Raw genomic sequence first — 19611 nt, 5'->3', positions numbered from 1 at the left:
GGTCGGGCATGGACGCACTACAGCTGGTGGCACTGGTGGCGGCGAGCGCGGCCGTGGCCGGGTTCGCCCGCAGGTCCCCGGTGCCGGCCCCGCTGCTGCTCGTCGCGGTCGGCCTCGCCGCCTCGTACGTCCCGGGGGTCCCCGACTACACCCTCGACCCGCACATCGTGCTCCCGCTGATCCTGCCCCCGCTCCTCTACACGGCCGCCGTCGACTCCTCGTACCTCGACCTGCGGGCCAACATCCGGCCCGTCGCGCTGCTCTCCGTCGGGTACGTCCTCTTCGCCACCGTGGCCGTGGGCTGGCTCGCCTACGTCCTCGTGCCCGACCTGCCGCTCACCGCCGCCCTGGTGCTCGGCGCCGTGATCGCCCCGCCGGACGCGGTCGCCGCCACCGCCATCGCCCGCAGGCTCGGCCTGCCGAACCGGATCACCACGATCCTCCAGGGCGAGTCCCTCGTGAACGACGCCACCGCGATCACCGCGTACAAGGTCGCCCTCGCGGCCGCCGTCGGCGAGGGCGTCAGCTGGGCCGGCGGCTTCGGGGAGTTCGCGCTCGCCGCGATCGGCGGCACCGGCGTCGGCCTGGTCCTGATGGTCCCGATCCACTGGCTCCGCACGCACCTGCGCGAGGCCCTCCTCCAGAACACCCTCTCCCTGCTCATCCCCTTCATCGCGTACGCCGCCGCCGAGGAGGTCGGCGCCTCCGGCGTCCTCGCGGTCGTCGTGGTCGGCCTCTCCCTCGGCCACAAGGCCTGGAAGGTCGACTTCGCGACCCGGCTCCAGGAAGAGGCCGTCTGGAAGATGGTCGCCTTCGTCCTGGAGTCCTCCGTCTTCGCCCTGATCGGCCTCCAGCTGCCGTACGTCGTCAAGGGACTCGGCCGGTACGGCATGGGAGAGGCGGCCTGGTACGCGGCCGGGGTCTTCGTCGCCGTGGTCGTCGTCCGGTTCGTCTGGGTCTACCCGGCGACCTTCCTGCCCCGCTGGGCGTCCCCGCGCATCCGGGAGCGGGAGCCCGAGGTGGACTGGCGGGCGCCGCTCGTCGTCGGCTGGGCCGGCATGCGCGGCGTGGTCTCCCTGGCCATCGCCTTCTCCATCCCGGTCGTCACCGACGGCGAGGAGTTCCCGGCCCGCAACCTCGTCCTCTTCCTCACCTTCACCACCGTGATCGGCACCCTCGTGGTGCAGGGCCTCACCCTGCCGCCCCTGATCCGGCTCCTGAAGCTCCCCGGGCGCGACCGGTACGCCGAGACCCTGGCCGAGGCGCAGGCCCAGAGCGAGGCCTCGCGGGCCGCCGAGGAACGCCTCGACGCGCTCCTCGCCGACGAGCGCAACGCCCTGCCGAAGCCCCTCGCCGACCGGCTGCGCACGGTCCTGGAGCGGCGCCGCAACGCCGTGTGGGAACGGCTCGGCGCGGTCAACGAGATCACGGGGGAGACCGCGGACGACACCTACCGGCGCCTCTCCCGCGAGGTGATCGACGCCGAGCGCGAGGTCTTCGTCCAGCTGCGCGACGCCCGCCGGATCGACGACGAGATGATGCGCACCCTGCTCCGCCGCCTGGACCTGGAGGAGGCGGCGGCCTACCGGGAAGTGGACGACTGAGGGGTGTCCGGCCTGCCCGTGATCACCTGGTCCGGCCTGCCCGTGATCACCGCCGCCAGCCGGGTGCCCGGCGGGAAGGCGCCCTCCTCCGCGAGGGCCGTCAGGCCGTACAGCATTTTGGCGACATACAGCCGCTCGATGGCGAGTCCATGCCGTTCCTCGAAGTCCTGTGCGAACGCCTCCAGGGCGGGGGGCACGCGCGCGTAGCCCCCGCAGTGGAAACGCTCGTCCAGGCTCCACTCCCCGCGCGGCCCGCCGAAGGCCGCCTCCTGGAGGGCGCGGACCTCCCCGCCGAGGAAGCCGCCCTTGAGGACCGGGACGCCCAGCGCCCTCTGCCCCGGGGAGAGTCCGGCCGCGAGGCCCGCCAGGGTGCCGCCCGTGCCGCAGGCGACCGCGACCGTGTCCACCGCCCCGGCGAGCTCGCGGCCCAGCTCCACGCACCCGTGGACGGCGAGCGCGTTGCTGCCGCCCTCCGGGACCACGTACGCGCCCGCGGGGGCCCGCTCCAGGAGCGCCGCGAGCGTGGCCGGGTCGTTCTTCGCGCGGTACGTGGCCCGGTCCACGAACTCGAGGCGCATCCCGTCGGCCGCGCACCGCGCGAGCGAGGGGTTGAGCGGCCGCCCGGCCAGCTCGTCGCCGCGGACCACCCCGACCGTCGGGAAGCCGAGCAGCCGGCCGGCGGCGGCCGTCGCCCGCAGGTGGTTGGAGTACGCGCCGCCGAAGGTGAGCACGGGCCGGCCGGCCGCCTCGCGCAGGTTGAGCACGAGCTTGCGCCACTTGTTGCCCGGCAGGTCGGGGTGGATGAGGTCCTCGCGCTTCAGCAGCAGCGTGAGACCGCGCCGGGCGAAGCGCTCGTCCTCCACCGGCTCCAGGGGCGAGGGGAGGCGGGGCCGCAGACGGGACGGGTCGAACGCGTTCACCCGGCCATTCTCGCCGCCCTCGGTGGACGCCCCGCCGACCGGGCCCCGCGAGCCCGGCCCGATCGGCAGGACACCCCCGGGGTCAGCGCAGCAGGTCGGCGACCCGCTCCCGCATCGACGCCATCGTGAACCCGCGCGGGTCCACCTTGCCCGGCTGCCACTCCCGGTGCCCGATGACCGAGCGGTGCGTCCAGCCGTGCGCCCGGCAGACGGCGGCCGCCGCCTTCGCGATGGCCTCCAGCTGGACCTTCGGCCACGGGTCCTCGCCGTCGCCGAGGTTCTCGCACTCGAAGCCGTAGAAGTGCCGGTTGCCGTCCGTGGTGGCCTCGTCGTCCGGCGGCAGCCGCCGCTCGGCGATGACCGCCCGGAGGACCTCGTCGTCGCCGAGCCCCGCGTGGTTGGCGCGCCCGTAGCCGACGAGGTGGACCGTGCCGTCCTTGGCGATCACGCCGTGGCAGAGCGGCCCCGGGAGGGACTCGTAGCCGTCCCGGCAGATCCGGACGGTCCGGGCGGTGCCGCGGGTCACGGTGTGGTGGATCATCACGCCGTGCACCGGGCCCCAGGGGCCCTTGTGGTTGCGGTTGTGGGTGGACCAGTCGCCGACCTGGACGACCGCGAGACCCTCGTCGCGCAGTGCGCCGAGGAACCTGTTCGCGGACATGGGTGAGGCCATGACCGACTCCTTCCGGAGGGCGGGGTGAGCTTCCGGAGTACCGGAGTCCGCCACTCCGCTGCCATCCGTTCGGACCGTGTGCGAGTCGATCCGGACAGAACGTCAGGAGACGGGTGGGGCTGCGCTGTTCGGATGGAAAAAACGTGACATGCCCCGAAGATCGTCGAACAGTCCCACCCGAATGTGTAATGGCGCCGACACGTTCCGTGCTGAAAGGCTTCTCTCGCAACTCAGTCATACGAGAGGGAGTTCCATGTCCGTTGGTTCGGTTGGCGACGAGGTCCGCGCGGGACAGGCCCCGCAGCAGAGTCTCGGCACCGCCGCCGCGCGGAACCTCGCCACGACCACCAAGTCGGCCCCGCAGATGCAGGAGATCACCTCCCGGTGGCTGCTGCGGACGCTGCCGTGGGTCCAGGTGCAGGGCGGCACGTACCGGGTGAACCGGAGGCTCAGCTACTCCGTGGGTGACGGCCGCGTCACCTTCGTCCAGACCGGAGAGCGCGTCGCGGTGATCCCCGCCGAACTCGGCGAACTCCCCGCGCTGCGCGGCTACGAGGACGAGGCCGCGCTGGCCGAGCTGGCGGCCCGCTGCACCCAGCGGGAGTACGCGGCGGGCGAGACCATCGCCGTGGCGGGCGCCCCCACCGACCGGGTGTACCTCCTCGCGCACGGCCGCATCGAGCAGATCGGCGAGGGGCCCTACGGCGACGAGGCCGTGCTCGGCGTCCTCGCCGACGGCGCCTACCTCGGCGAGGACGCCCTGCTCCAGGAGGACGCCACCTGGGACTGGACCGCCCGGGCCGCCACCGCCTGCACGGTCCTGGAGCTCACCCGGGACGACGTACGGAACCTCGCGGAGCGCGCCGGCTCGCTCGCCGCCCACCTCGCGGGCGTGGCGTCGATGCCCGAGCAGCGGACCAACACGTACGGCGAGGCGGCCATCGACCTCTCCGCCGGCCACGTCGGCGAGGCGGTCGTCCCGCACACCTATGTCGACTACGACGCCTCGCCCCGTGAGTACGAGCTGAGCGTCGCCCAGACCGTGCTGAAGGTCCACAGCCGCGTCGCCGACCTCTACAACCAGCCGATGAACCAGACCGAGCAGCAGTTGCGGCTCACGGTCGAGGCGCTCCGCGAGCGCCAGGAGCACGAGCTCATCAACAACAAGGAGTTCGGCCTCCTCTCCAACTGCGACTACGGGCAGCGGCTCCAGCCGCACGACGGCGCACCCAGCCCGGACGACATGGACGAGCTGCTCTCCCGCCGCCGGGGCTCCAAGATGTTCCTCGCCCACCCCCGCGCCATCGCCGCCTTCGGCCGCGAGCTCAACAAGCGCGGACTCGTGCCCGAGACGATCGAGGTCGCGGGCAACCGCATCCCGACCTGGCGCGGTGTGCCGATCTACCCGTGCAACAAGATCCCGGTCTCGGACGCCCGGACCACCTCGATCATCTGCATGCGTACCGGCGAGGCCGACCAGGGCGTCATCGGTCTGCACCAGACCGGCCTCCCCGACGAGATCGAGCCCAGCCTCTCCGTCCGCTTCATGGGCATCGACGAGCAGGCGATCATCTCCTACCTGGTCACGGCCTACTACTCGGCGGCGATCCTCGTCCCGGACGCCCTCGGTGTCCTGGAGAACGTCGAGGTCAGCCGCTGGCGCTGAGCCGGCGGCGCCCGGGGGCGGGGGCCGGACCCGCCCGCCCCCGGGAGCACCCGGCCCGGCACGGCGAAGAACCGTCGTGCGGGACCGCGATGAAGGATGCGAAGGAAAAGACCGTGACCATGACCAGCACGGATGCCGTCGCCGACGGTCAGGGAGCCGTGACGCTCCTCGACCGGACGCGCACCGCCGTCCATCCCCAACTGCGCTCGACCGTCGAGTCCCTGCCCGGCTCCATACGGCGGGTGGCGATGTACCACTTCGGCTGGGAGCGCGCCGACGGCACCCCGGACGCGGGACAGCCGGGCAAGGCGATCCGGCCCGCCCTGGTCCTCGCGGCGGCCCGTGCCCTCGGTGCCGACGAGACCCGGGCCGTGAAGGCCGCGGCGGCGGTGGAGCTCGCGCACAACTTCACGCTCCTCCACGACGACATCGTCGACGAGGACCCCACCCGCCGGCACCGGCCCACCGCCTGGACCGTCTTCGGCATCCCCGACGCCCTCATGGCCGGCGACGCGATGAGCGCGCTGGCCCTGCGGCTGCTCGCCGAGGACCCGCACCCGGCCTCCGCGGCGGCCTCCGCGCGCCTCGCCGCCTGCATCATCGAGCTCTGCGCCGGCCAGCAGGCCGACTGCGCCTTCGAGCAGCGCGACCCGCGCGAGGTCTCCCTCGACGAGTGCCTGGCCATGGCCACCGCCAAGACCGGTGCCCTGCTCGGCTGTTCCTGCGCCCTCGGCGCGCTCTACGCGGGCGCGGGGGAGGAGGAGGTCGCGGCGATGGACGCCTTCGGCCGGGAGGCCGGTCTCGCCTTCCAGCTGATCGACGACCTCATCGGCATCTGGGGCGACCCGGACCGCACGGGCAAGCCGGCCGGCGCCGACCTCGTCGCCCACAAGAAATCGCTCCCCGTGGTGGCGGCGCTCACCTCCGGCACCCCCGCGGGGGAGGAGCTGGCCGGGCTGTACTCCCGGCCGACCCTCGACGCGGCGGCGGTACGGGCGGCGGCGGACGCCGTCGAGCGGGCCGGTGGCCGTGACTGGGCGCAGGCCCAGGCGGCCGAGCGCATGGGCCGCGCCGTCGAGCACCTGGCCCAGGCGGTGCCGGATCTGGCGGCGGCGGAGGACCTGCTCGCCCTCGCGGAGTTCGTCACGCGGCGTACGCGCTGACGGCCCGTCCTCACATGTCGGGGACGATCCGGGTGACCACGGTCTCGATCAGCTCGTCCAGGTCCCGGTCGCCGTGGAGGCCGGGGACCGTGAAGTGGTCGAGGAGCAGCCCGGTGAGGGCGACGTAGAGCAGTCGGACGGTGTCCGCGTCGCCCGGCATGCCGGAGTCGAGGTGGAGCCGGACGTTCAGGTCGAGGTCGGCGCGGAGCACCTCGGTGAACCGCTTCTGCAGCTCGGGGCGGCGCGTGGCCTCCAGGCGCAGTTCGAAGAGGCCCAGGTAGCAGGTGCGCTCGGCGGTCATGCGCCGGGCGAGCCGGCGCATGAGCTCGACGACCAGCTCACGGCTGGGGGCCGGCAGCAGTGCGGCGTCGATGGCGCCGGGCTCCGGGGTGAGGCGTACGAAGATCCGGTCGGCGACCTGGGAGAGCAGCCGGTCCCGGTCGCTGAAGTAGTTGGACGAGGTGCCCGTGGGGACGCCCGCCCGGGCGTCGACCGCCCGGAAGGTGAGCCCGCGGGCACCTTCGTCGGCCAGGACCTCGATCGCGGCGTCGAGCAGGGCCGTACGGCGTTCCGGGTTCCTTGCCACGTCGGGCTCCTTCCGAAGAGGTCTTGCGCAACCACTACAGATGAAGCACTATAGCCGTCGTGGTTGCGACGGCAGCCACTTCCCCTGACGAAGAGGACCGGTTTGCGCAAGCTCACCTACTACATCGCCTGCACCATCGACGGCTTCATCGGCGACCCCCAGGGCGACGCCACCTCCATGTTCAAGTACTCGGAAGAGCCGTACATGGCCTGGATGGGCACCGAGTACCCGGAGACCATCCCCACGCAGGGCCGGGAGATGCTCGGCGTCGACGGCGAGAACAAGCACTTCGACACCGTCATCCAGGGACTCGGCTCGTACCAGCTCGCCCTGGACATCGGCGTCACCAGCCCGTACAACCACCTGCGCGAGTTCGTCGCCACCCGCTCGCTCGCCGAGTCGCCCCATCCGAACGTCGAGCTGATCGCCGACGACCTCGTCGGCCGCGTCCGCGAGCTCAAGGCCGAGGACGGCCCCCTGGGCATCTGGCTCTGCGGCGGCTCCACCATCGCGGGCGAGCTCATCGAGGAGATCGACGAACTGGTCATCAAGACGTACCCGCAGGTCTACGGCACCGGCATGCCGATGTTCGGCGCCGGCTTCGAGCCCCGGGACTTCGACCTCGCCGACGTCCGCGCCTTCGAGAACGGCGTGCTCGTCCGTACGTACACCAGGAAGCGATAGCGGCGGCGGGCGGCGTCGCGCGGGGCGTCCTACCCTGGATGCATGGGTGAGGAGACGCCTCGCACGACGCGGGACCCCCTGGCCGAGCGCCACTGCCCGGCCTGCGGCGGGCCGCTCGCCGTGCTGGCCACCCGGCACAAGGTCCTCGGGGCCTGGGTGCCGGAGTGGGAGGTGCAGCCCTGCCGCAATCCCGACTGCCCGCTCCACGAGGGGGCGGAAGCCGCTACCACGCACGTGACCGGCAAGAACGGCGAGATCGGGAGAAGTCCGGCCCCCGGGTGACCGGACGCGCGGCGAAGCCCGTCATACGGCTACAGTCCGCGCATGTCATCGGAGTCGACAGAAGTCTGGACCGGCTGGTACCGGGACCGCAGCGGCGCGGAAGCGATCGTCATCACGGCCGACGGGCGGCGCGTCGCCACCCGGATCAGGGGCATCGAGTACACGGGCGAGAGCTTCGCCGCGCTCGGCGCCGCCGACGAGGGCGGGCAGGCCCTCACGGGCTGCGTCCTGGAGTGGGACCTGCCGCTCCCCGTCGTCGTGGACGGCGCCGCCCAGCAGGCCACGCTGGCCTGCCTGCTGACGCTCGGCGAGCGCGCCGACCTCAGCCTGACGCTGCACTACGGCGGCACCGCCTTCGAGGCGTGCGTCGCGGGGGGCGACTTCGAGGAAGCCCTCGAACGGGTGCGGCGCCAGCTGCCGCCCGGCGCGGACTTCGGCCGCAGACTCCTCCAGACGGCCTGAACGCGCGGGTGGCGCCCCGGGGAGAGGGCGCCACCGTCGTACCCGGCTCGACTCCCGGTCAGCCCTTGAACGCGGAGGCGAGACCGTAACGCCACAGCTGGTCGACGCGGGAGCGCTCCTGTGCGTTCGGCTGGGCGTTCTGGCAGGACGTGCCGGGGCCGCCGCCCGACATCAACTCGCTGCACGGGCCGCTGTAGTGGTCCGGCAGCCCGAGGACGTGCCCGGTCTCGTGGGCGGTGACCCGGGTCGAGTTGTACTGCTGGTTCTGCCGGTAGTCGAGGAAGATGTAGCCGCTGCCGTGGCCGTCGGTGCTGGCGTACGAGCCGCGGGAGTCATTGCCCTCGTAGTAGGCGAAGTCCGGGTTGCTGCCCTCGACGAGCCGGACGTTCACCACCGAGCTGTTCCATATCTGGGCGGAGCGGGCGATCTGGGTGCGGAAGGACGGCGCGTTGGCGGCGCTGTAGACGACGGTGACGGCGGTCGCACCGGGGGCGGCGGCCCGCTTCTTCGCCACCGACTTCACGACGGCGTCGAAGAAGGCCTGGTTGGCCTTGGCCTCCTCGGCCGAACCGGCGTACGCCACGGCGGCGTTGCCGGTGGTGCCGAAGGTGCCGGTGGTGCCCGTGCCGACCGCTGCCGCCGGGGCCGTGCCGAGGGAAGCGGCGAGACCGAGACCGAGGGCGGCGGTCAGCACGGAGGTGAGGACCTTGGGGTGACGCATGGGGGGCTCCTCCTGTTGGTGTCGGGGAGAGTCTCGGGGGAGCCGGCCCGCCCGGGGATGATGCCAACCACCGATAGCTCCACCGCATCACGGGGGCGACCTGCGACAACTTCCTTGGAATGAAAGGGAATTGGAGCCTCGCGGGTGTCTGGTGCGACTCGGGCGGCCGCCCTACCCTCGGGTGCATGGAGCTGGAGGTGAGACATCTGCGCGCGCTCTGCGCCATCGCGGACACGGGCAGCCTGCACAAGGCGGCCCGGCAACTTGGCATGAGCCAGCCCTCGTTGACCACCCAGCTGCGCAGGATCGAGAACTCCCTCGGCGCCGAACTCTTCTCCCGCGGCCGCACCGGCTGCCGCCCCACCCCCCTCGGCCGCTCCCTGCTCAGCAGGGCCCGCCCCCTGGTCGCCGACATGGCAGCGCTCGTCACCGAGACCCGGGCCGCCGCCGCCCGCGCCGACGGGCCCGGACTCCGCGTCGGCTCCACCGCCAGCCGGGCGCTCCCGGGCTGGCTGCGCCGGCTCCGGCAGCGGCTGCCCGACACGGACGTCGGCCTCCGGGTGGACGTCTCCGCCAACGCGCTGCTGCGCACGGTCGCCACCGGGCAGCTCGACGTGGCCTTCGTGCACGAGGTGGAGGGCTGCCCCCTTCGGGTCCCCGAGGGCCTCACGGGCCGGGTCCTGGTCGCCCGCGAACCGCAGTTCATCTCCATGGCCCACGACCACCCGGCCGCGGCCGGAACCGTCGTGGACCTCGCCGACCTCGCCGCCGACCACTGGATGGTCGACCCGACCGTCGACGGCGAATGGGACGGCCTCCGAAGGGTCCTCGGCGCCGCCGGCATCGACCCGCCCCTGCTGCACGGCGACTACCACACGGCCGCCTCGCTCATCGTCCTCGGCGAGGCCGTCGCCCCCTGCCAGCCCACCTCGGTCCCGCGCGAGGACATGGCCATCCGCCCCCTGCGCGGCGACCCGCTGGGCGTCCGGCTCCTGCTGTACGCGCGCCCGGACGCGCCCCTGGACGTGCTGTACGCCGAACTCGCCGCGGCCTACCGGGAGGTGGCCCTGCGGGCGGCCCCGTACCGCGAGTGGCTCCGCCGCCAGGGCACGACGGCCACGCTGTCGGTGGGACCGTGCATGATGGCGGTATGAACGCAGAGGTACGCCGTGCACGCCCGGAAGACATGCCCCGCGTCGTCGAGCTGATCACCGAGCACGCCGCGTACGAGAAGGCCGCGCCCCCGGCCCCCGGTCTCGCGGACCGCCTCGCCGGCCTCCTCTTCGGCCCCGGGCGCCCCCGCCTCCGCTGCTTCGTCGCCGTCCTCCCCGACGGCACCCTCGCGGGCTACGCCACCTGCGCCCCGGAGCTCTCCACCTGGGACGGCACGGAGTACCTCCACATGGACTGCCTCTACCTCACCGAGTCCTCGCGCGGCCACGGCCTCGGCCCCCTCCTGATGGCGGCGATCCGCACCGAGGCCCGCACCCTCGGCCTCCCGGAACTCCAGTGGCAGACCCCCGTCTGGAACGAGGACGCGATCCGCTTCTACGACCGCCTGGGCGCGACCTCCAAGGAGAAGCGCCGCTACACCCTGCCGACGGAGGCGTAGTCCCCGTCCGCCGCCGGTGAGATCAGGCCGGCGGCGGCTAGGGCCCGGCGAGCAGGCGTTCCGCCTCCTCGACGATCGCCTCCGCCAGTGGTTCCCGGTCGCCGCGCCGGAGCGTCGCCCAGTCGTTGTAGGCGTCGGTCCTGTCGACCAGTGGCTTGAGTTGCTGCGGGCGGGCCAGGGCGCTCCAGCCTTCGTGCGTGATCAGGTCGCCGCCGGCGCCGGGGGCCAGGCTGCCGTTCACGATCAGCCGGAGCCACCAGCGGACGAGTTCCCAGCGGACCGCTTCCCGGGGGAGGCCGGTGGTGTCGGCCGGGAGGTCCTGGTGCGGGCCGAGTTCGACCAGCACCTGGTCGAAAAGGGCGTCGGCCTGCTCGTGTTCGGCGCGTGACAGGCCGGCGAGGAGGGGGAGGGACTCCGTCTCGACGTCGAGGACCAAGGCCGTGAGTCCGGCTTCGATCAACTGGTACGGGTGGTGCCGTCGGCCGATCAGGCGCTCGAGGGCCAGCATCCGGAGGCAGCCGACGACCTCCTGCGCGGTCATGGCGTACGGGGTGAACGGTGTGGGCGCGGTGACGTCGATGCCCGGGCCGGCTTCGACGAAGTACGACCAGAAGTCGACGGTCGCGTGGGCGGGGAGGCCGCTCGACCGGCCGGTGAACTCGCGCTGGATGTAGTCGGCGAGGTGGTTCCCGTACAGGATGATGTCGGTCTGGTGGACGGACAGGACCGGGTGTCCGTACTCGTCGGCCGTGCCGGGCAGGTAGCGGTGCCCGTAGACCGGAACCAGCCGCGGCACGCTCTCCAGTTCGGTCCTGGCGACGCGCAGCGCCTCGGACTTCTCCGAGGGCCTCGACGGCCAGGCGGGATGCCAGAACCCGTTGCGCTCCACGTCGAAGAGCACCCCCTCCACCGGCCACGCCAGCCGCCCGGCCAGGTCCTCGGGGTCGCCGTCGCGCCAGTCGGGCCACCCCGACGAGCCCCGCGGGAGCCCGGCGGCGTGTTCACGCCCGCCAGCGTAACGAGCGGCACGGCCGCACCGCCGGTCCGGGTGATCGGCTCCCGCCTCGTCTCCCGTTTCCCTCCCAGTAGATCTTGGAAATGAGAACGGCCCGCCTCGGGATGACCGGGCGGGCCGTTTCATTTGCCCTCTGACCTGGTGTCGGAGCAGCGGGCGGGAGGAGCCTGGGTCAGGCCTTCTTCGTCTCCCAGAAGATGCGGTCGATCTCGGCGATGAGCTCCAGCGCCTTCTCGCCCGTCTTCGGGTCCGTCGACGCCTTGGCGGCCGAGAGGGCCTTCAGGGTGTCGTTGACCAGCTGGTTGAGCTCGGGGTACTTCTCGAAGTGCGGGGCCTTGAAGTAGTCGCTCCAGAGCACCGAGACGTGGTGCTTGGCGAGCTCGGCGCGCTGCTCCTTGATGACCGTGGCGCGCGCGCGGAAGTGCGGGTCGTCGTTGGCCAGGTACTTCTCCTGGACAGCCTTGACGGACTCGGCCTCGATGCGGGCCTGGGCCGGGTCGTACACGCCGCACGGGAGGTCGCAGTGGGCGCTGACCTTCACCTTGGGGGCAAACAGGCGGGAGAGCATTGAGCCGTCCTTCCTCGTGATCGTCTTCTCAGGTGGGACATTACTCGGTGAGAAGGGCGTTTTCGCGGGCGCCCCCTGGGGCTTAGGTCAAAAGTCCAGGGTCACCATGGGACTCGTGTACGAGTGGACGAGCCGACGCAGGAGCGGACCGGGAGGTGCCGGATGACGGGAGAGGGGCGGGAGAGGGTGGCCGAGGCCGGTGCGCCGTTCGGGATCGCCGAGGTGACGGGGGTTTCGATGGTGCCCACTCTGTTGCACGGCGATCAGTTGCTCGTGCGGTACGGGGCGCGGCTGCGGGCCGGGTGTGTGGCCGTGCTGCGGCATCCGCTCCAGCAGGATCTGCTCATCGTGAAGCGGCTGATCGAGCGACGTGACGGCGGCTGGTGGGTGCTCGGTGACAACCCGGACGCCGAGGGGGACAGCCGGGTCTTCGGGGCCGTGCCGCCCGAACTGGTCCTCGGGCGGGTGTGGGCGCGGTACCGGCCGGTGACGCCGGGGCGTCAGCGTTCGCTGGCCGTGACGCTTTCCTGGCTGGTGTCCTCGGTGAGGCCCGTGCGCTCGGCCTCCAGGCGTTTGCGGGCCCGGTAGGCGGCCACGTTGGCGCGGGTCGCGCAGCGGTCCGAGCAGTAGCGGCGGGAGCGGTTGGTGGAGGTGTCCAGGTAGGCGTTGCGGCAGGGCGGCGCCTGGCAGAGGCCGAGCCGGTCCGCGCCGAACTCCGTCAGGTGGAAGGCGAGGCCCATCGCCGAGATCGCGGCGTAGCCCGTGGTCGCGTTCGAGGAGTGGTCGGCGAGGTGCATGTGCCACCGGGGCCGGCCCTCCTCGTCGAGGGTGTCGTGGCCGGAGATCTGCGGGCTGACCGGGAACTCCAGGAGGAGGGAGTTGAGGAGGTCGACCGCCCCCGTGTGGTCGCCCTCGTCCGCCGCCGCGAAGACCGCCCGCAGGCGCGCGCGCACCGTGCGGAAGCGCGGCAGGTCCGCCTCCGTGACCCGCCGGGCCATCTGGGTGGCGGGGCCGAAGAGGTCCCGGAGCACCTCGACGGAGGTCAGCGTGTCCTTGTTGCGGGCCGGCTCCTCGGTGTTGACCAGACGTACGGCGAAGTCCGAGTAATGGGCCAGTTCCACTTGTAGTCCTTACTTCGGCGGGCTAGTGTCCCGGTCGGAAGGGGTAACGCCTGTTTCCCCTTCGAGGGTATTACGAAGGCGGGGAGGAACCACCATGACCGGAACCGACTGGGCGGCCTGGCAGCAGAGCTGGGACCGTCAGCAGGAGTGGTACATGCCGGACCGCGAGGAGCGGTTCGGCGTGATGCTCGACATGGTCGAGGCGCTGGTGGGGCCGAAGCCCCGCGTCCTCGACCTCGCGTGCGGTACGGGAAGTATCACGAGCCGGCTGCTCCGGAGGTTCCCCGACGCGACCAGTGTCGGCGTCGACCTCGACCCGGCCCTCCTCGCCATCGCCGAAGGCTCCTTCGCCGGCGACGAGCGCGTCACCTTCGTCACCGCAGACCTCAAGGACCCCTCGTGGGCCGCGAGCCTGCCGTACGACTCGTACGACGCCGTCCTCACCGCCACCGCCCTCCACTGGCTCCACAGCGAGCCCCTGACGGCTCTCTACGGGCAGCTCGCCGGCCTCGTCCGCGACGGCGGGGTCTTCATGAACGCCGACCACATGATCGACGAGGCCACGCCCCGCATCAACGCCGCCGAGCGCGCCCAGCGGCACGCCCGCATGGACCGGGAGAAGGCCGCCGGAGTCCTCGACTGGGCCGACTGGTGGGCCGTCGCCGCCGAGGACCCGGTCCTCGCCGAGCCCACCGCCCGCCGCTTCGAGATCTACGGCGAGCACGCCGACGGCGACGCCCCCTCCGCCCGCTGGCACGTCGACACCCTCCTCGCCGCCGGCTTCGGCGAGGCCCGGCCGGTCTGGGCCTCGCCCTGCGACACCCTCGTCCTCGCCGTGAAGTAGCCGCGATGTGCGAAAGGGGCGGTGCGGGCTCCTGCCCGTACCGCCCCTTTCCCGCGTCTTACAGCACCTTCGACAGGAACGCCTTCGTCCGGTCCTGCTGCGGGTTCCCCAGGACGTCCCGCGGGTTGCCCGACTCGACCACCACGCCGCCGTCCATGAAGACCAGCGAGTCGCCGACCTCCCGGGCGAAGCCCATCTCGTGCGTGACGACGATCATCGTCATGCCCGACTCGGCCAGGTCCCGCATGACGTCGAGGACGTCACCCACGAGCTCTGGGTCGAGCGCCGAGGTCGGCTCGTCGAAGAGCATCAGCTTCGGCTCCATCGCCAGCGCGCGGGCGATGGCCACGCGCTGCTGCTGGCCGCCGGAGAGCTGGGACGGGTAGTTCACCATCTTGTCCCGCAGGCCGACCCGGTCGAGCAGGCGCTCGGCCCGCTCGCGCGCCACCGCCTTGGACTCGCCCTTCACCTGGATGGGCGCCTCCATGACGTTGGCCAGGGCCGTCATGTGGGGGAAGAGGTTGAAGCGCTGGAAGACCATGCCGATGTCACGGCGCTGGACCGCGACCTCGCTGTCCTTCAGCTCGTAGAGCTTGTCGCCCTTCTGCCGGTAGCCGACCAGCTGGCCGTCGACGGACAGCCGGCCGCCGTCGATGCGCTCCAGGTGGTTGATGCAGCGCAGGAAGGTCGACTTTCCGGAGCCGGAGGGGCCGACGAGGCAGAAGACCTCGCCGTTCTGCACTTCGAGGTCGATGCCGCGGAGGATGTGGGCGGCGCCGTACGACTTGTGGACGCCCTCCGCCTTGACCATGGGCTGGCCGGTCATGCCGTTGCCTCCGGGGAGCGCTTGAAGGTGGTCAGGTTCGCCTTGACGCGCTGCCACGGGGTGGGCGGCAGGTTGCGCGTCGCGCCGCGGGCGAAACGCCGCTCCAGGTAGTACTGGCCCACGCTGAACACGCTGGTCAGCGCCAGGTACCAGATGGAGGCGACGAACAGCATCTCCATCACGGCACCGGCCGTGTTGCCGATGTTCGACGAGGCGCGCAGCAGTTCGGTGTACTGCACGGCCGAGACCAGGGACGAGGTCTTCAGCATGTTGATGAACTCGTTGCCCGTGGGCGGCACGATCACCCGCATGGCCTGCGGGAGCACGATGCGGCCCATGGTCTTCGTCTGGGACATGCCCAGCGCGTGCGCCGCCTCGGTCTGGCCCTCGTCGACCGACTGGATGCCGGCGCGGACGATCTCCGCCATGTAGGCGCCCTCGTTCAGGCCGAGGCCGAGCAGGGCCACCATGAACGGCGTCATGACGTCCACGGTCTCGTTCTTGTAGATCGGCCCGAGGTTGATGTAGTGGAAGATCAGCGACAGGTTGAACCAGACGAGCAGCTGGACGTAGACCGGGGTGCCGCGGAAGAACCAGATGTAGAGCCAGGCGACCGCGCCGGTCACCGGGTTCTTGGAGAGCCGCATCACGGCGAAGACGATGCCGAGGACGAGGCCCAGCGCCATCGACGCGACGCTGATGATGATGGTGTTCCACAGGCCGTCGATGACGGAGGAGTCGAACACCTTGTCCCACACCGTGGCCCAGACGACATCGCCCTGGGAGAAGGCGTAGACGAGCCACCCGAGGAGGACGACGACCACGACACCGCTGACCCAGCGGCCGTAGTGGCGCACGGGGATGGCCTTGATCGCCTCGTAGGGGACGCCCGAGGGGGTGGGCCCGGCCGGAGCGGCGGCCGGGTCCTTGCTGATCTTGTCAGTCATGACGACTGCCCTTCAGTGGTACGAGGAGAGGTCACTTGCCGGCGTTGATCGTGGCCGACTTGACCGCGCTGCCCTCGACGTCCCACTTCTTCAGGACCTCGGCGTAGGAGCCGTCCTTGATGATCGCGTCGAGCGCTTCCTTGACGGCGTCGCGCAGCTGGGTGTTCTCCTTCGAGACGCCGATGCCGAAGAGGCCGACGTCGCTCTGGTTGCCGACGACCTCGAAGTCCTTGCCGCCGCCCGAGGTCTTCGCGATGTACGAGGCGACCGGGTAGTCGTTCAGGTCGGCGACCGCGCCGCCCGCCTTCACACGGGTCTGGGCCTCGGCGTCGGTGTCGAAGGCCTGGATGGTCAGCTTCTTGTCGCCGCACTTGGCGGCCTGCGCCTTGAAGGTGTCCTCGTAGATCGTGCCGCGCTGGACGGCGACGGTCTTGCCGCAGAGGTCGTCGAGGGAGTTGACGCCCTGCGGGTTGCCCTTCTTGACCAGCAGGGAGACGCCGGAGCTGAAGTAGTCGACGAAGTCGATGCCCTTGCCGATCTTCTTGCCGCTGTCGTCCAGGCCCTCCTGGCGCTTCTTGTTGTCCGTCATCGAGGACATGATCAGCTGCTGGCGGCCGGAGTAGATCGAGGTGATCAGGCCGTCGAAGGTGCCCGAGACGAACTCGAGCTTGACGCCGAGCTGCTTGCTGAGGGCCTGCCCCAGGTCCGGGTCGACACCGACGATCTTGCCGCCGTCGGTGAACTCCATCGGGGCGTACGAGGCGTCCGTGCCGACCTTGATGACGCCCGACTTCTGGATGTCGGCGGGCAGCTTCGAGAAGAGCGGGGCCTTGCTCGCGGCGGCGGAGGAGGAGCCGCCCTCCTTGGTGCTGCCGCTCTCGGTCTGGTCGCCGCAGGCGGTCAGCAGCATCGAGCCGGCGACCGCGATGGCGGCGACCGCGGCAAGACGGGACGTGCGGGTCTTGGCGGTCGTACAGCGCGTGGAGCGTGCGGTCATGGTCGGGTTCCTCCGGCGTGTGAGGTGCTGCCAGGTGTCGCGTACACAACTTCGAGTGTCGCGACCTCGTGTGATTACGGCATCTTGCCATTCGGACTGCCACAAACCGACGGCCCCGGATGTCAAAATCGGATAACAGGTGACCCCGAAATCCCGACAGGCCGGTACATCAGGGCCGGATCTTCTGCGGAATCCCTCCCCTGTCACCGGAAAATCTGCGGTTCATCTCGCCATTCGGACGAGTGGAAGTCCGCCAATCGGGTGGGGAAAGCATCTATCGGGACATCGGGTGACGTGTCGGCCTCCGCCCCCGTCCGGATGCACTCGGTATGAGTCGCGTCACCGAACGGATATGAACTCGTCTGCGGTGCCGTCCGTCCGGTAAGAAGGATCCTTACACCCCTCATCCGGGGCTCAGGGCGCGTTGTGCGGCGCGCCCGCGCGGCTGCCAGACACGGCGGCCGCGGGACCCGCCCACCGCTCCACACCAGGAGCGGCCAACCCTCAAATGAAGCAGACTTAAGGGGTCAACCCAATGGCAGCGGAGATCGTCAATCCTCGCAACGACAGTGGTACGGATGGAGCTCCCGAGGAGCCCTTCGATCCTGTCTTCGCCCTTCACCGGGGCGGCAAGATGGCCGTGCAGGCCACCGTCCCCCTGCGGGACAAGGACGACCTGTCCCTCGCGTACACGCCCGGCGTCGCCAAGGTGTGCACCGCGATCGCCGAGCAGCCCGAGCTGGTCAACGACTACACCTGGAAGTCCCAGGTCGTCGCCGTCGTGACCGACGGCACGGCCGTGCTCGGCCTCGGCGACATCGGCCCGGAGGCCTCCCTCCCGGTCATGGAGGGGAAGGCCATCCTCTTCAAGCAGTTCGGCGGCGTGGACGCGGTCCCGATCGCCCTGGCCACCACCGACACCGACGAGATCGTCGAGACCGTCGTCCGCCTCGCCCCGTCCTTCGGCGGCGTGAACCTGGAGGACATCTCGGCCCCGCGGTGCTTCGAGATCGAGCGCAAGCTCCAGGAGCGCCTCGACATCCCGGTCTTCCACGACGACCAGCACGGTACCGCCATCGTCACCCTCGCCGCCCTGCGCAACGCGGCGAAGCTGACCGGCCGGACCCTCGGCGACCTGCGCGGTGTCATCTCCGGCGCCGGTGCGGCCGGTGTGGCCATCGCGAAGTTCCTCCTGGAGGCCGGCCTCGGCGACGTCTGCGTCGCCGACCGCAAGGGCATCGTCAGCCGCGACCGCGAGGACCTCACGGACGTCAAGCGCGAGATCGCCGAGCTCACGAACAAGGCGGGCCTCACCGGCTCCCTGGAGAGCGCCCTGGCCGGCGCGGACGTCTTCATCGGCGTCTCCGGCGGTACGGTCCCCGAGGCGGCCGTCGCCGCCATGGCGCCGAACGCCTTCGTGTTCGCCATGGCCAACCCGAACCCCGAGGTCCACCCCGACGTCGCGCACAAGTACGCGGCCGTCGTGGCGACCGGCCGTTCGGACTACCCGAACCAGATCAACAACGTCCTCGCGTTCCCCGGCATCTTCGCCGGCGCGCTCCAGGTCCGGGCCTCTCGGATCACCGAGGGCATGAAGATCGCCGCGGCCAACGCCATCGCGGACGTGGTCGGCGACCAGCTCGCCGCCGACTGTGTGATCCCGTCGCCGTTCGACGAGCGGGTCGCCCCGGCCGTCGCGGCCGCGGTCGCCGCCGCCGCCCGCGCCGAGGGCGTCGCCCGCCGCTGACGCGCCCACCCGGCCGCGCGGTCACCGCTGACGCGCCTCGCCACGCCGAAGGGCCCCGTTCCGCACGCCGGGACGGGGCCCTTCGGCGTACGGGGCGCACGGGAGGTGGGGGCGCCGGCGCGCGCTGTCCAGGCGACACGGGTCACACGGGTGCGTGGTTCCGTCGCCCACCGGCGGCGGCCTAGGGTCGGGGCCATGTTCGCTGCCTACGCTGCCAGAATCGACCGCGACCAGCCCCTGAACGGCCTCGAATTGGGCGAACGTCCCGAACCCGAGGCACGGCCCGGCTGGACCACCGTCACCGTCAAGGCCGCCTCGCTCAACCACCACGACCTGTGGTCGCTGCGCGGGGTCGGACTGCCCGAGGAGAAGCTGCCGATGATCCTCGGCTGCGACGCCGCCGGCATCGACGAGGACGGCAACGAGGTCGTCCTGCACTCCGTCATCGGCCAGACGGGCCACGGCGTCGGCCCCGACGAGCCCCGGTCCATCCTCACCGAGCGCTACCAGGGCACCTTCGCCGAGCGGGTGACCGTCCCCAGCTGGAACGTGCTGCGCAAGCCGAAGGAGCTGTCCTTCGAGGAGGCCGCCTGCCTCCCCACCGCCTGGCTGACCGCCTACCGCATGCTCTTCACCAACGCCGGCGTGCGCCCCGGCGACTCCGTGCTCGTGCAGGGCGCGGGCGGCGGCGTCGCCACCGCCGCGATCGCCCTCGGCAAGGCGGCCGGCCTGCGGGTCTTCGCCACCAGCCGCGACGAGGCCAAGCGGAAGCGGGCCGTCGAGCTCGGCGCCGTCGAGGCGTACGAGCCGGGCGCCCGGCTCCCGCAGCGCGTGGACGCCGTCATCGAGACCGTCGGCGCCGCCACCTGGTCGCACTCGGTCAAGTCGCTGCGGCCCGGCGGCACGCTCGTCATCTCGGGCGCCACGAGCGGCGACCGTCCCTCGCACGCCGAGCTGACCCGGATCTTCTTCCTGGAGCTGAAGGTCGTCGGCTCGACGATGGGCTCCAAGGACGAGCTGGAGGACCTCCTGTCGTTCTGCGCGGCGACGGGCCTCCGGCCGGTGATCGACGAGGTGCTGCCGCTGGACCGGGCGCGGGAGGGCTTCGAGAAGATGGCCTCCGGCGAGCTCTTCGGGAAGATCGTCCTGAAGACCTCGTGACGACCTCTTGAT

22 protein-coding genes are annotated in these 19611 nt (G+C 71.5%); 12 read left to right on the top strand and 10 right to left on the bottom strand.

The annotated features are described in order from the left end of the window. The first annotated feature begins 8 nt into the window (after positions 1-8). Positions 9-1604, top strand: coding sequence for a Na+/H+ antiporter (locus tag ABZ318_RS08920; protein ID WP_356901788.1), 1596 nt, complete (start codon positions 9-11; stop codon positions 1602-1604). Here ABZ318_RS08920 and ABZ318_RS08915 read toward each other — a convergent pair. Both ABZ318_RS08915 and ABZ318_RS08910 read right to left on the bottom strand, forming a co-directional pair. Continuing rightward, complete coding sequence (locus ABZ318_RS08915) at positions 1583-2524, bottom strand: pyridoxal-phosphate dependent enzyme (RefSeq protein WP_356901787.1); 942 nt, start codon at positions 2522-2524, stop codon at positions 1583-1585. The two genes, ABZ318_RS08920 and ABZ318_RS08915, sit on opposite strands and share 22 nt — an antisense overlap. Before the next feature lie 82 nt (positions 2525-2606). Next, positions 2607-3197 carry an N-acetylmuramoyl-L-alanine amidase gene (locus ABZ318_RS08910; protein WP_356901786.1) on the bottom strand — a complete coding sequence of 197 codons (591 nt, stop codon included), beginning with the start codon at positions 3195-3197 and terminating at the stop codon, positions 2607-2609. A gap of 253 nt (positions 3198-3450) precedes the next feature. On the opposite strand from ABZ318_RS08910, the gene ABZ318_RS08905 reads away from it, so the two are divergent. Beyond that, positions 3451-4863, top strand: a complete 1413-nt coding sequence (locus tag ABZ318_RS08905) for a family 2B encapsulin nanocompartment shell protein (protein ID WP_356901785.1) — start codon at positions 3451-3453, stop codon at positions 4861-4863. A 119-nt stretch (positions 4864-4982) separates the two neighbouring features. Then, positions 4983-6026: a family 2 encapsulin nanocompartment cargo protein polyprenyl transferase gene (locus ABZ318_RS08900; protein WP_356901784.1), complete on the top strand. Its 1044-nt coding sequence runs from the start codon at positions 4983-4985 to the stop codon at positions 6024-6026. A gap of 10 nt (positions 6027-6036) precedes the next feature. Here ABZ318_RS08900 and ABZ318_RS08895 read toward each other — a convergent pair whose 3' ends face one another. Continuing rightward, positions 6037-6612: a TetR family transcriptional regulator gene (locus ABZ318_RS08895; RefSeq protein WP_356901783.1), complete on the bottom strand. Its 576-nt coding sequence runs from the start codon at positions 6610-6612 to the stop codon at positions 6037-6039. Positions 6613-6714: 102 nt separating this feature from the next. On the opposite strand from ABZ318_RS08895, the gene ABZ318_RS08890 reads away from it, so the two are divergent. The 3 genes from ABZ318_RS08890 to ABZ318_RS08880 are packed head-to-tail and all read left to right on the top strand — an operon-like array spanning position 6715 to position 8040. Next, positions 6715-7296, top strand: coding sequence for a dihydrofolate reductase family protein (locus tag ABZ318_RS08890; protein ID WP_356901782.1), 582 nt, complete (start codon positions 6715-6717; stop codon positions 7294-7296). A 42-nt stretch (positions 7297-7338) separates the two neighbouring features. Further along, entirely contained in the window at positions 7339-7578 is a 240-nt protein-coding gene (locus ABZ318_RS08885; protein ID WP_356901781.1) for a hypothetical protein, read from the top strand. 42 nt (positions 7579-7620) lie between these two features. Further along, positions 7621-8040 (top strand): DUF6304 family protein, encoded by a 420-nt coding sequence (locus ABZ318_RS08880; RefSeq protein ID WP_356901780.1) that lies wholly within the window; start codon positions 7621-7623, stop codon positions 8038-8040. Positions 8041-8098: 58 nt separating this feature from the next. Here ABZ318_RS08880 and snpA read toward each other — a convergent pair whose 3' ends face one another. Then, positions 8099-8761: a snapalysin gene (snpA, locus tag ABZ318_RS08875; protein WP_356901779.1), complete on the bottom strand. Its 663-nt coding sequence runs from the start codon at positions 8759-8761 to the stop codon at positions 8099-8101. A gap of 185 nt (positions 8762-8946) precedes the next feature. On the opposite strand from snpA, the gene ABZ318_RS08870 reads away from it, so the two are divergent. Both ABZ318_RS08870 and ABZ318_RS08865 read left to right on the top strand, forming a co-directional pair. Then, positions 8947-9915 carry a LysR family transcriptional regulator gene (locus tag ABZ318_RS08870; RefSeq protein WP_356901778.1) on the top strand — a complete coding sequence of 323 codons (969 nt, stop codon included), beginning with the start codon at positions 8947-8949 and terminating at the stop codon, positions 9913-9915. Beyond that, a complete protein-coding gene (locus tag ABZ318_RS08865) occupies positions 9912-10373 on the top strand; it encodes a GNAT family N-acetyltransferase (RefSeq protein WP_356901777.1) in 462 nt (153 codons plus the stop codon). The genes ABZ318_RS08870 and ABZ318_RS08865 overlap by 4 nt, the downstream gene beginning before the upstream one ends. Before the next feature lie 37 nt (positions 10374-10410). Here ABZ318_RS08865 and ABZ318_RS08860 read toward each other — a convergent pair whose 3' ends face one another. Together ABZ318_RS08860 and sodN are read right to left on the bottom strand one after the other, a co-directional pair. Next, on the bottom strand, positions 10411-11274 hold the full coding sequence (locus tag ABZ318_RS08860; RefSeq protein WP_356901776.1) for a hypothetical protein: 864 nt from the start codon (positions 11272-11274) through the stop codon (positions 10411-10413). Positions 11275-11560: 286 nt separating this feature from the next. Continuing rightward, positions 11561-11956 (bottom strand): superoxide dismutase, Ni, encoded by a 396-nt coding sequence (sodN, locus tag ABZ318_RS08855; protein WP_030688769.1) that lies wholly within the window; start codon positions 11954-11956, stop codon positions 11561-11563. Positions 11957-12118: 162 nt separating this feature from the next. Here sodN and sodX point away from each other — a divergent pair, with 162 nt between their 5' ends. Further along, the gene (gene sodX, locus ABZ318_RS08850; RefSeq protein ID WP_356901775.1) at positions 12119-12544 is read left to right on the top strand and encodes a nickel-type superoxide dismutase maturation protease; all 426 of its coding nucleotides are present in this window, start codon (positions 12119-12121) and stop codon (positions 12542-12544) included. On the opposite strand, the gene ABZ318_RS08845 is transcribed toward sodX, so the two are convergent. Next, positions 12457-13077 carry a CGNR zinc finger domain-containing protein gene (locus ABZ318_RS08845; RefSeq protein ID WP_356901774.1) on the bottom strand — a complete coding sequence of 207 codons (621 nt, stop codon included), beginning with the start codon at positions 13075-13077 and terminating at the stop codon, positions 12457-12459. The genes sodX and ABZ318_RS08845 overlap by 88 nt on opposite strands. Positions 13078-13171: 94 nt before the next feature. Here ABZ318_RS08845 and ABZ318_RS08840 point away from each other — a divergent pair, with 94 nt between their 5' ends. Continuing rightward, on the top strand, positions 13172-13921 hold the full coding sequence (locus ABZ318_RS08840; protein WP_356901773.1) for a class I SAM-dependent methyltransferase: 750 nt from the start codon (positions 13172-13174) through the stop codon (positions 13919-13921). 58 nt (positions 13922-13979) lie between these two features. Here ABZ318_RS08840 and ABZ318_RS08835 read toward each other — a convergent pair whose 3' ends face one another. The 3 genes from ABZ318_RS08835 to ABZ318_RS08825 are packed head-to-tail and all read right to left on the bottom strand — an operon-like array spanning position 13980 to position 16691. Continuing rightward, positions 13980-14747: an amino acid ABC transporter ATP-binding protein gene (locus ABZ318_RS08835; protein WP_356901772.1), complete on the bottom strand. Its 768-nt coding sequence runs from the start codon at positions 14745-14747 to the stop codon at positions 13980-13982. Next, positions 14744-15694, bottom strand: coding sequence for an amino acid ABC transporter permease (locus ABZ318_RS08830; protein ID WP_356901771.1), 951 nt, complete (start codon positions 15692-15694; stop codon positions 14744-14746). Before ABZ318_RS08830 ends, ABZ318_RS08835 begins: the two co-directional genes overlap by 4 nt. A 31-nt stretch (positions 15695-15725) precedes the next feature. Next, the gene (locus ABZ318_RS08825; protein WP_356901770.1) at positions 15726-16691 is read right to left on the bottom strand and encodes an ABC transporter substrate-binding protein; all 966 of its coding nucleotides are present in this window, start codon (positions 16689-16691) and stop codon (positions 15726-15728) included. Between the two features lie 535 nt (positions 16692-17226). On the opposite strand from ABZ318_RS08825, the gene ABZ318_RS08820 reads away from it, so the two are divergent. Together ABZ318_RS08820 and ABZ318_RS08815 are read left to right on the top strand one after the other, a co-directional pair. Next, the gene (locus ABZ318_RS08820) at positions 17227-18438 is read left to right on the top strand and encodes an NADP-dependent malic enzyme (protein WP_093874118.1); all 1212 of its coding nucleotides are present in this window, start codon (positions 17227-17229) and stop codon (positions 18436-18438) included. Between the two features lie 195 nt (positions 18439-18633). Continuing rightward, on the top strand, positions 18634-19599 hold the full coding sequence (locus tag ABZ318_RS08815) for a quinone oxidoreductase (RefSeq protein ID WP_030688786.1): 966 nt from the start codon (positions 18634-18636) through the stop codon (positions 19597-19599). Positions 19600-19611: the final 12 nt, after the last annotated feature.

Source organism: Streptomyces sp. NPDC006197, assembly GCF_040613865.1.
Taxonomy (GTDB): Bacteria; Actinomycetota; Actinomycetes; order Streptomycetales; family Streptomycetaceae; genus Streptomyces.
This window is presented reverse-complemented; position numbering and strand designations above follow the sequence as displayed.

Coding starts and splice junctions, on each gene's coding strand:
- ABZ318_RS08920 (WP_356901788.1), top strand. CDS start 9: ATGGACGCACTACAGCTGGTGGCACTGGTGGCGGCGAGCGCGGCCGTG.
- ABZ318_RS08910 (WP_356901786.1), bottom strand. CDS start 3,197: ATGGCCTCACCCATGTCCGCGAACAGGTTCCTCGGCGCACTGCGCGAC.
- ABZ318_RS08905 (WP_356901785.1), top strand. CDS start 3,451: ATGTCCGTTGGTTCGGTTGGCGACGAGGTCCGCGCGGGACAGGCCCCG.
- ABZ318_RS08900 (WP_356901784.1), top strand. CDS start 4,983: ATGACCAGCACGGATGCCGTCGCCGACGGTCAGGGAGCCGTGACGCTC.
- ABZ318_RS08885 (WP_356901781.1), top strand. CDS start 7,339: ATGGGTGAGGAGACGCCTCGCACGACGCGGGACCCCCTGGCCGAGCGC.
- ABZ318_RS08880 (WP_356901780.1), top strand. CDS start 7,621: ATGTCATCGGAGTCGACAGAAGTCTGGACCGGCTGGTACCGGGACCGC.
- snpA (WP_356901779.1), bottom strand. CDS start 8,761: ATGCGTCACCCCAAGGTCCTCACCTCCGTGCTGACCGCCGCCCTCGGT.
- ABZ318_RS08870 (WP_356901778.1), top strand. CDS start 8,947: ATGGAGCTGGAGGTGAGACATCTGCGCGCGCTCTGCGCCATCGCGGAC.
- ABZ318_RS08865 (WP_356901777.1), top strand. CDS start 9,912: ATGAACGCAGAGGTACGCCGTGCACGCCCGGAAGACATGCCCCGCGTC.
- sodN (WP_030688769.1), bottom strand. CDS start 11,956: ATGCTCTCCCGCCTGTTTGCCCCCAAGGTGAAGGTCAGCGCCCACTGC.
- sodX (WP_356901775.1), top strand. CDS start 12,119: ATGACGGGAGAGGGGCGGGAGAGGGTGGCCGAGGCCGGTGCGCCGTTC.
- ABZ318_RS08840 (WP_356901773.1), top strand. CDS start 13,172: ATGACCGGAACCGACTGGGCGGCCTGGCAGCAGAGCTGGGACCGTCAG.
- ABZ318_RS08835 (WP_356901772.1), bottom strand. CDS start 14,747: ATGACCGGCCAGCCCATGGTCAAGGCGGAGGGCGTCCACAAGTCGTAC.
- ABZ318_RS08830 (WP_356901771.1), bottom strand. CDS start 15,694: ATGACTGACAAGATCAGCAAGGACCCGGCCGCCGCTCCGGCCGGGCCC.
- ABZ318_RS08825 (WP_356901770.1), bottom strand. CDS start 16,691: ATGACCGCACGCTCCACGCGCTGTACGACCGCCAAGACCCGCACGTCC.
- ABZ318_RS08820 (WP_093874118.1), top strand. CDS start 17,227: ATGGCAGCGGAGATCGTCAATCCTCGCAACGACAGTGGTACGGATGGA.
- ABZ318_RS08815 (WP_030688786.1), top strand. CDS start 18,634: ATGTTCGCTGCCTACGCTGCCAGAATCGACCGCGACCAGCCCCTGAAC.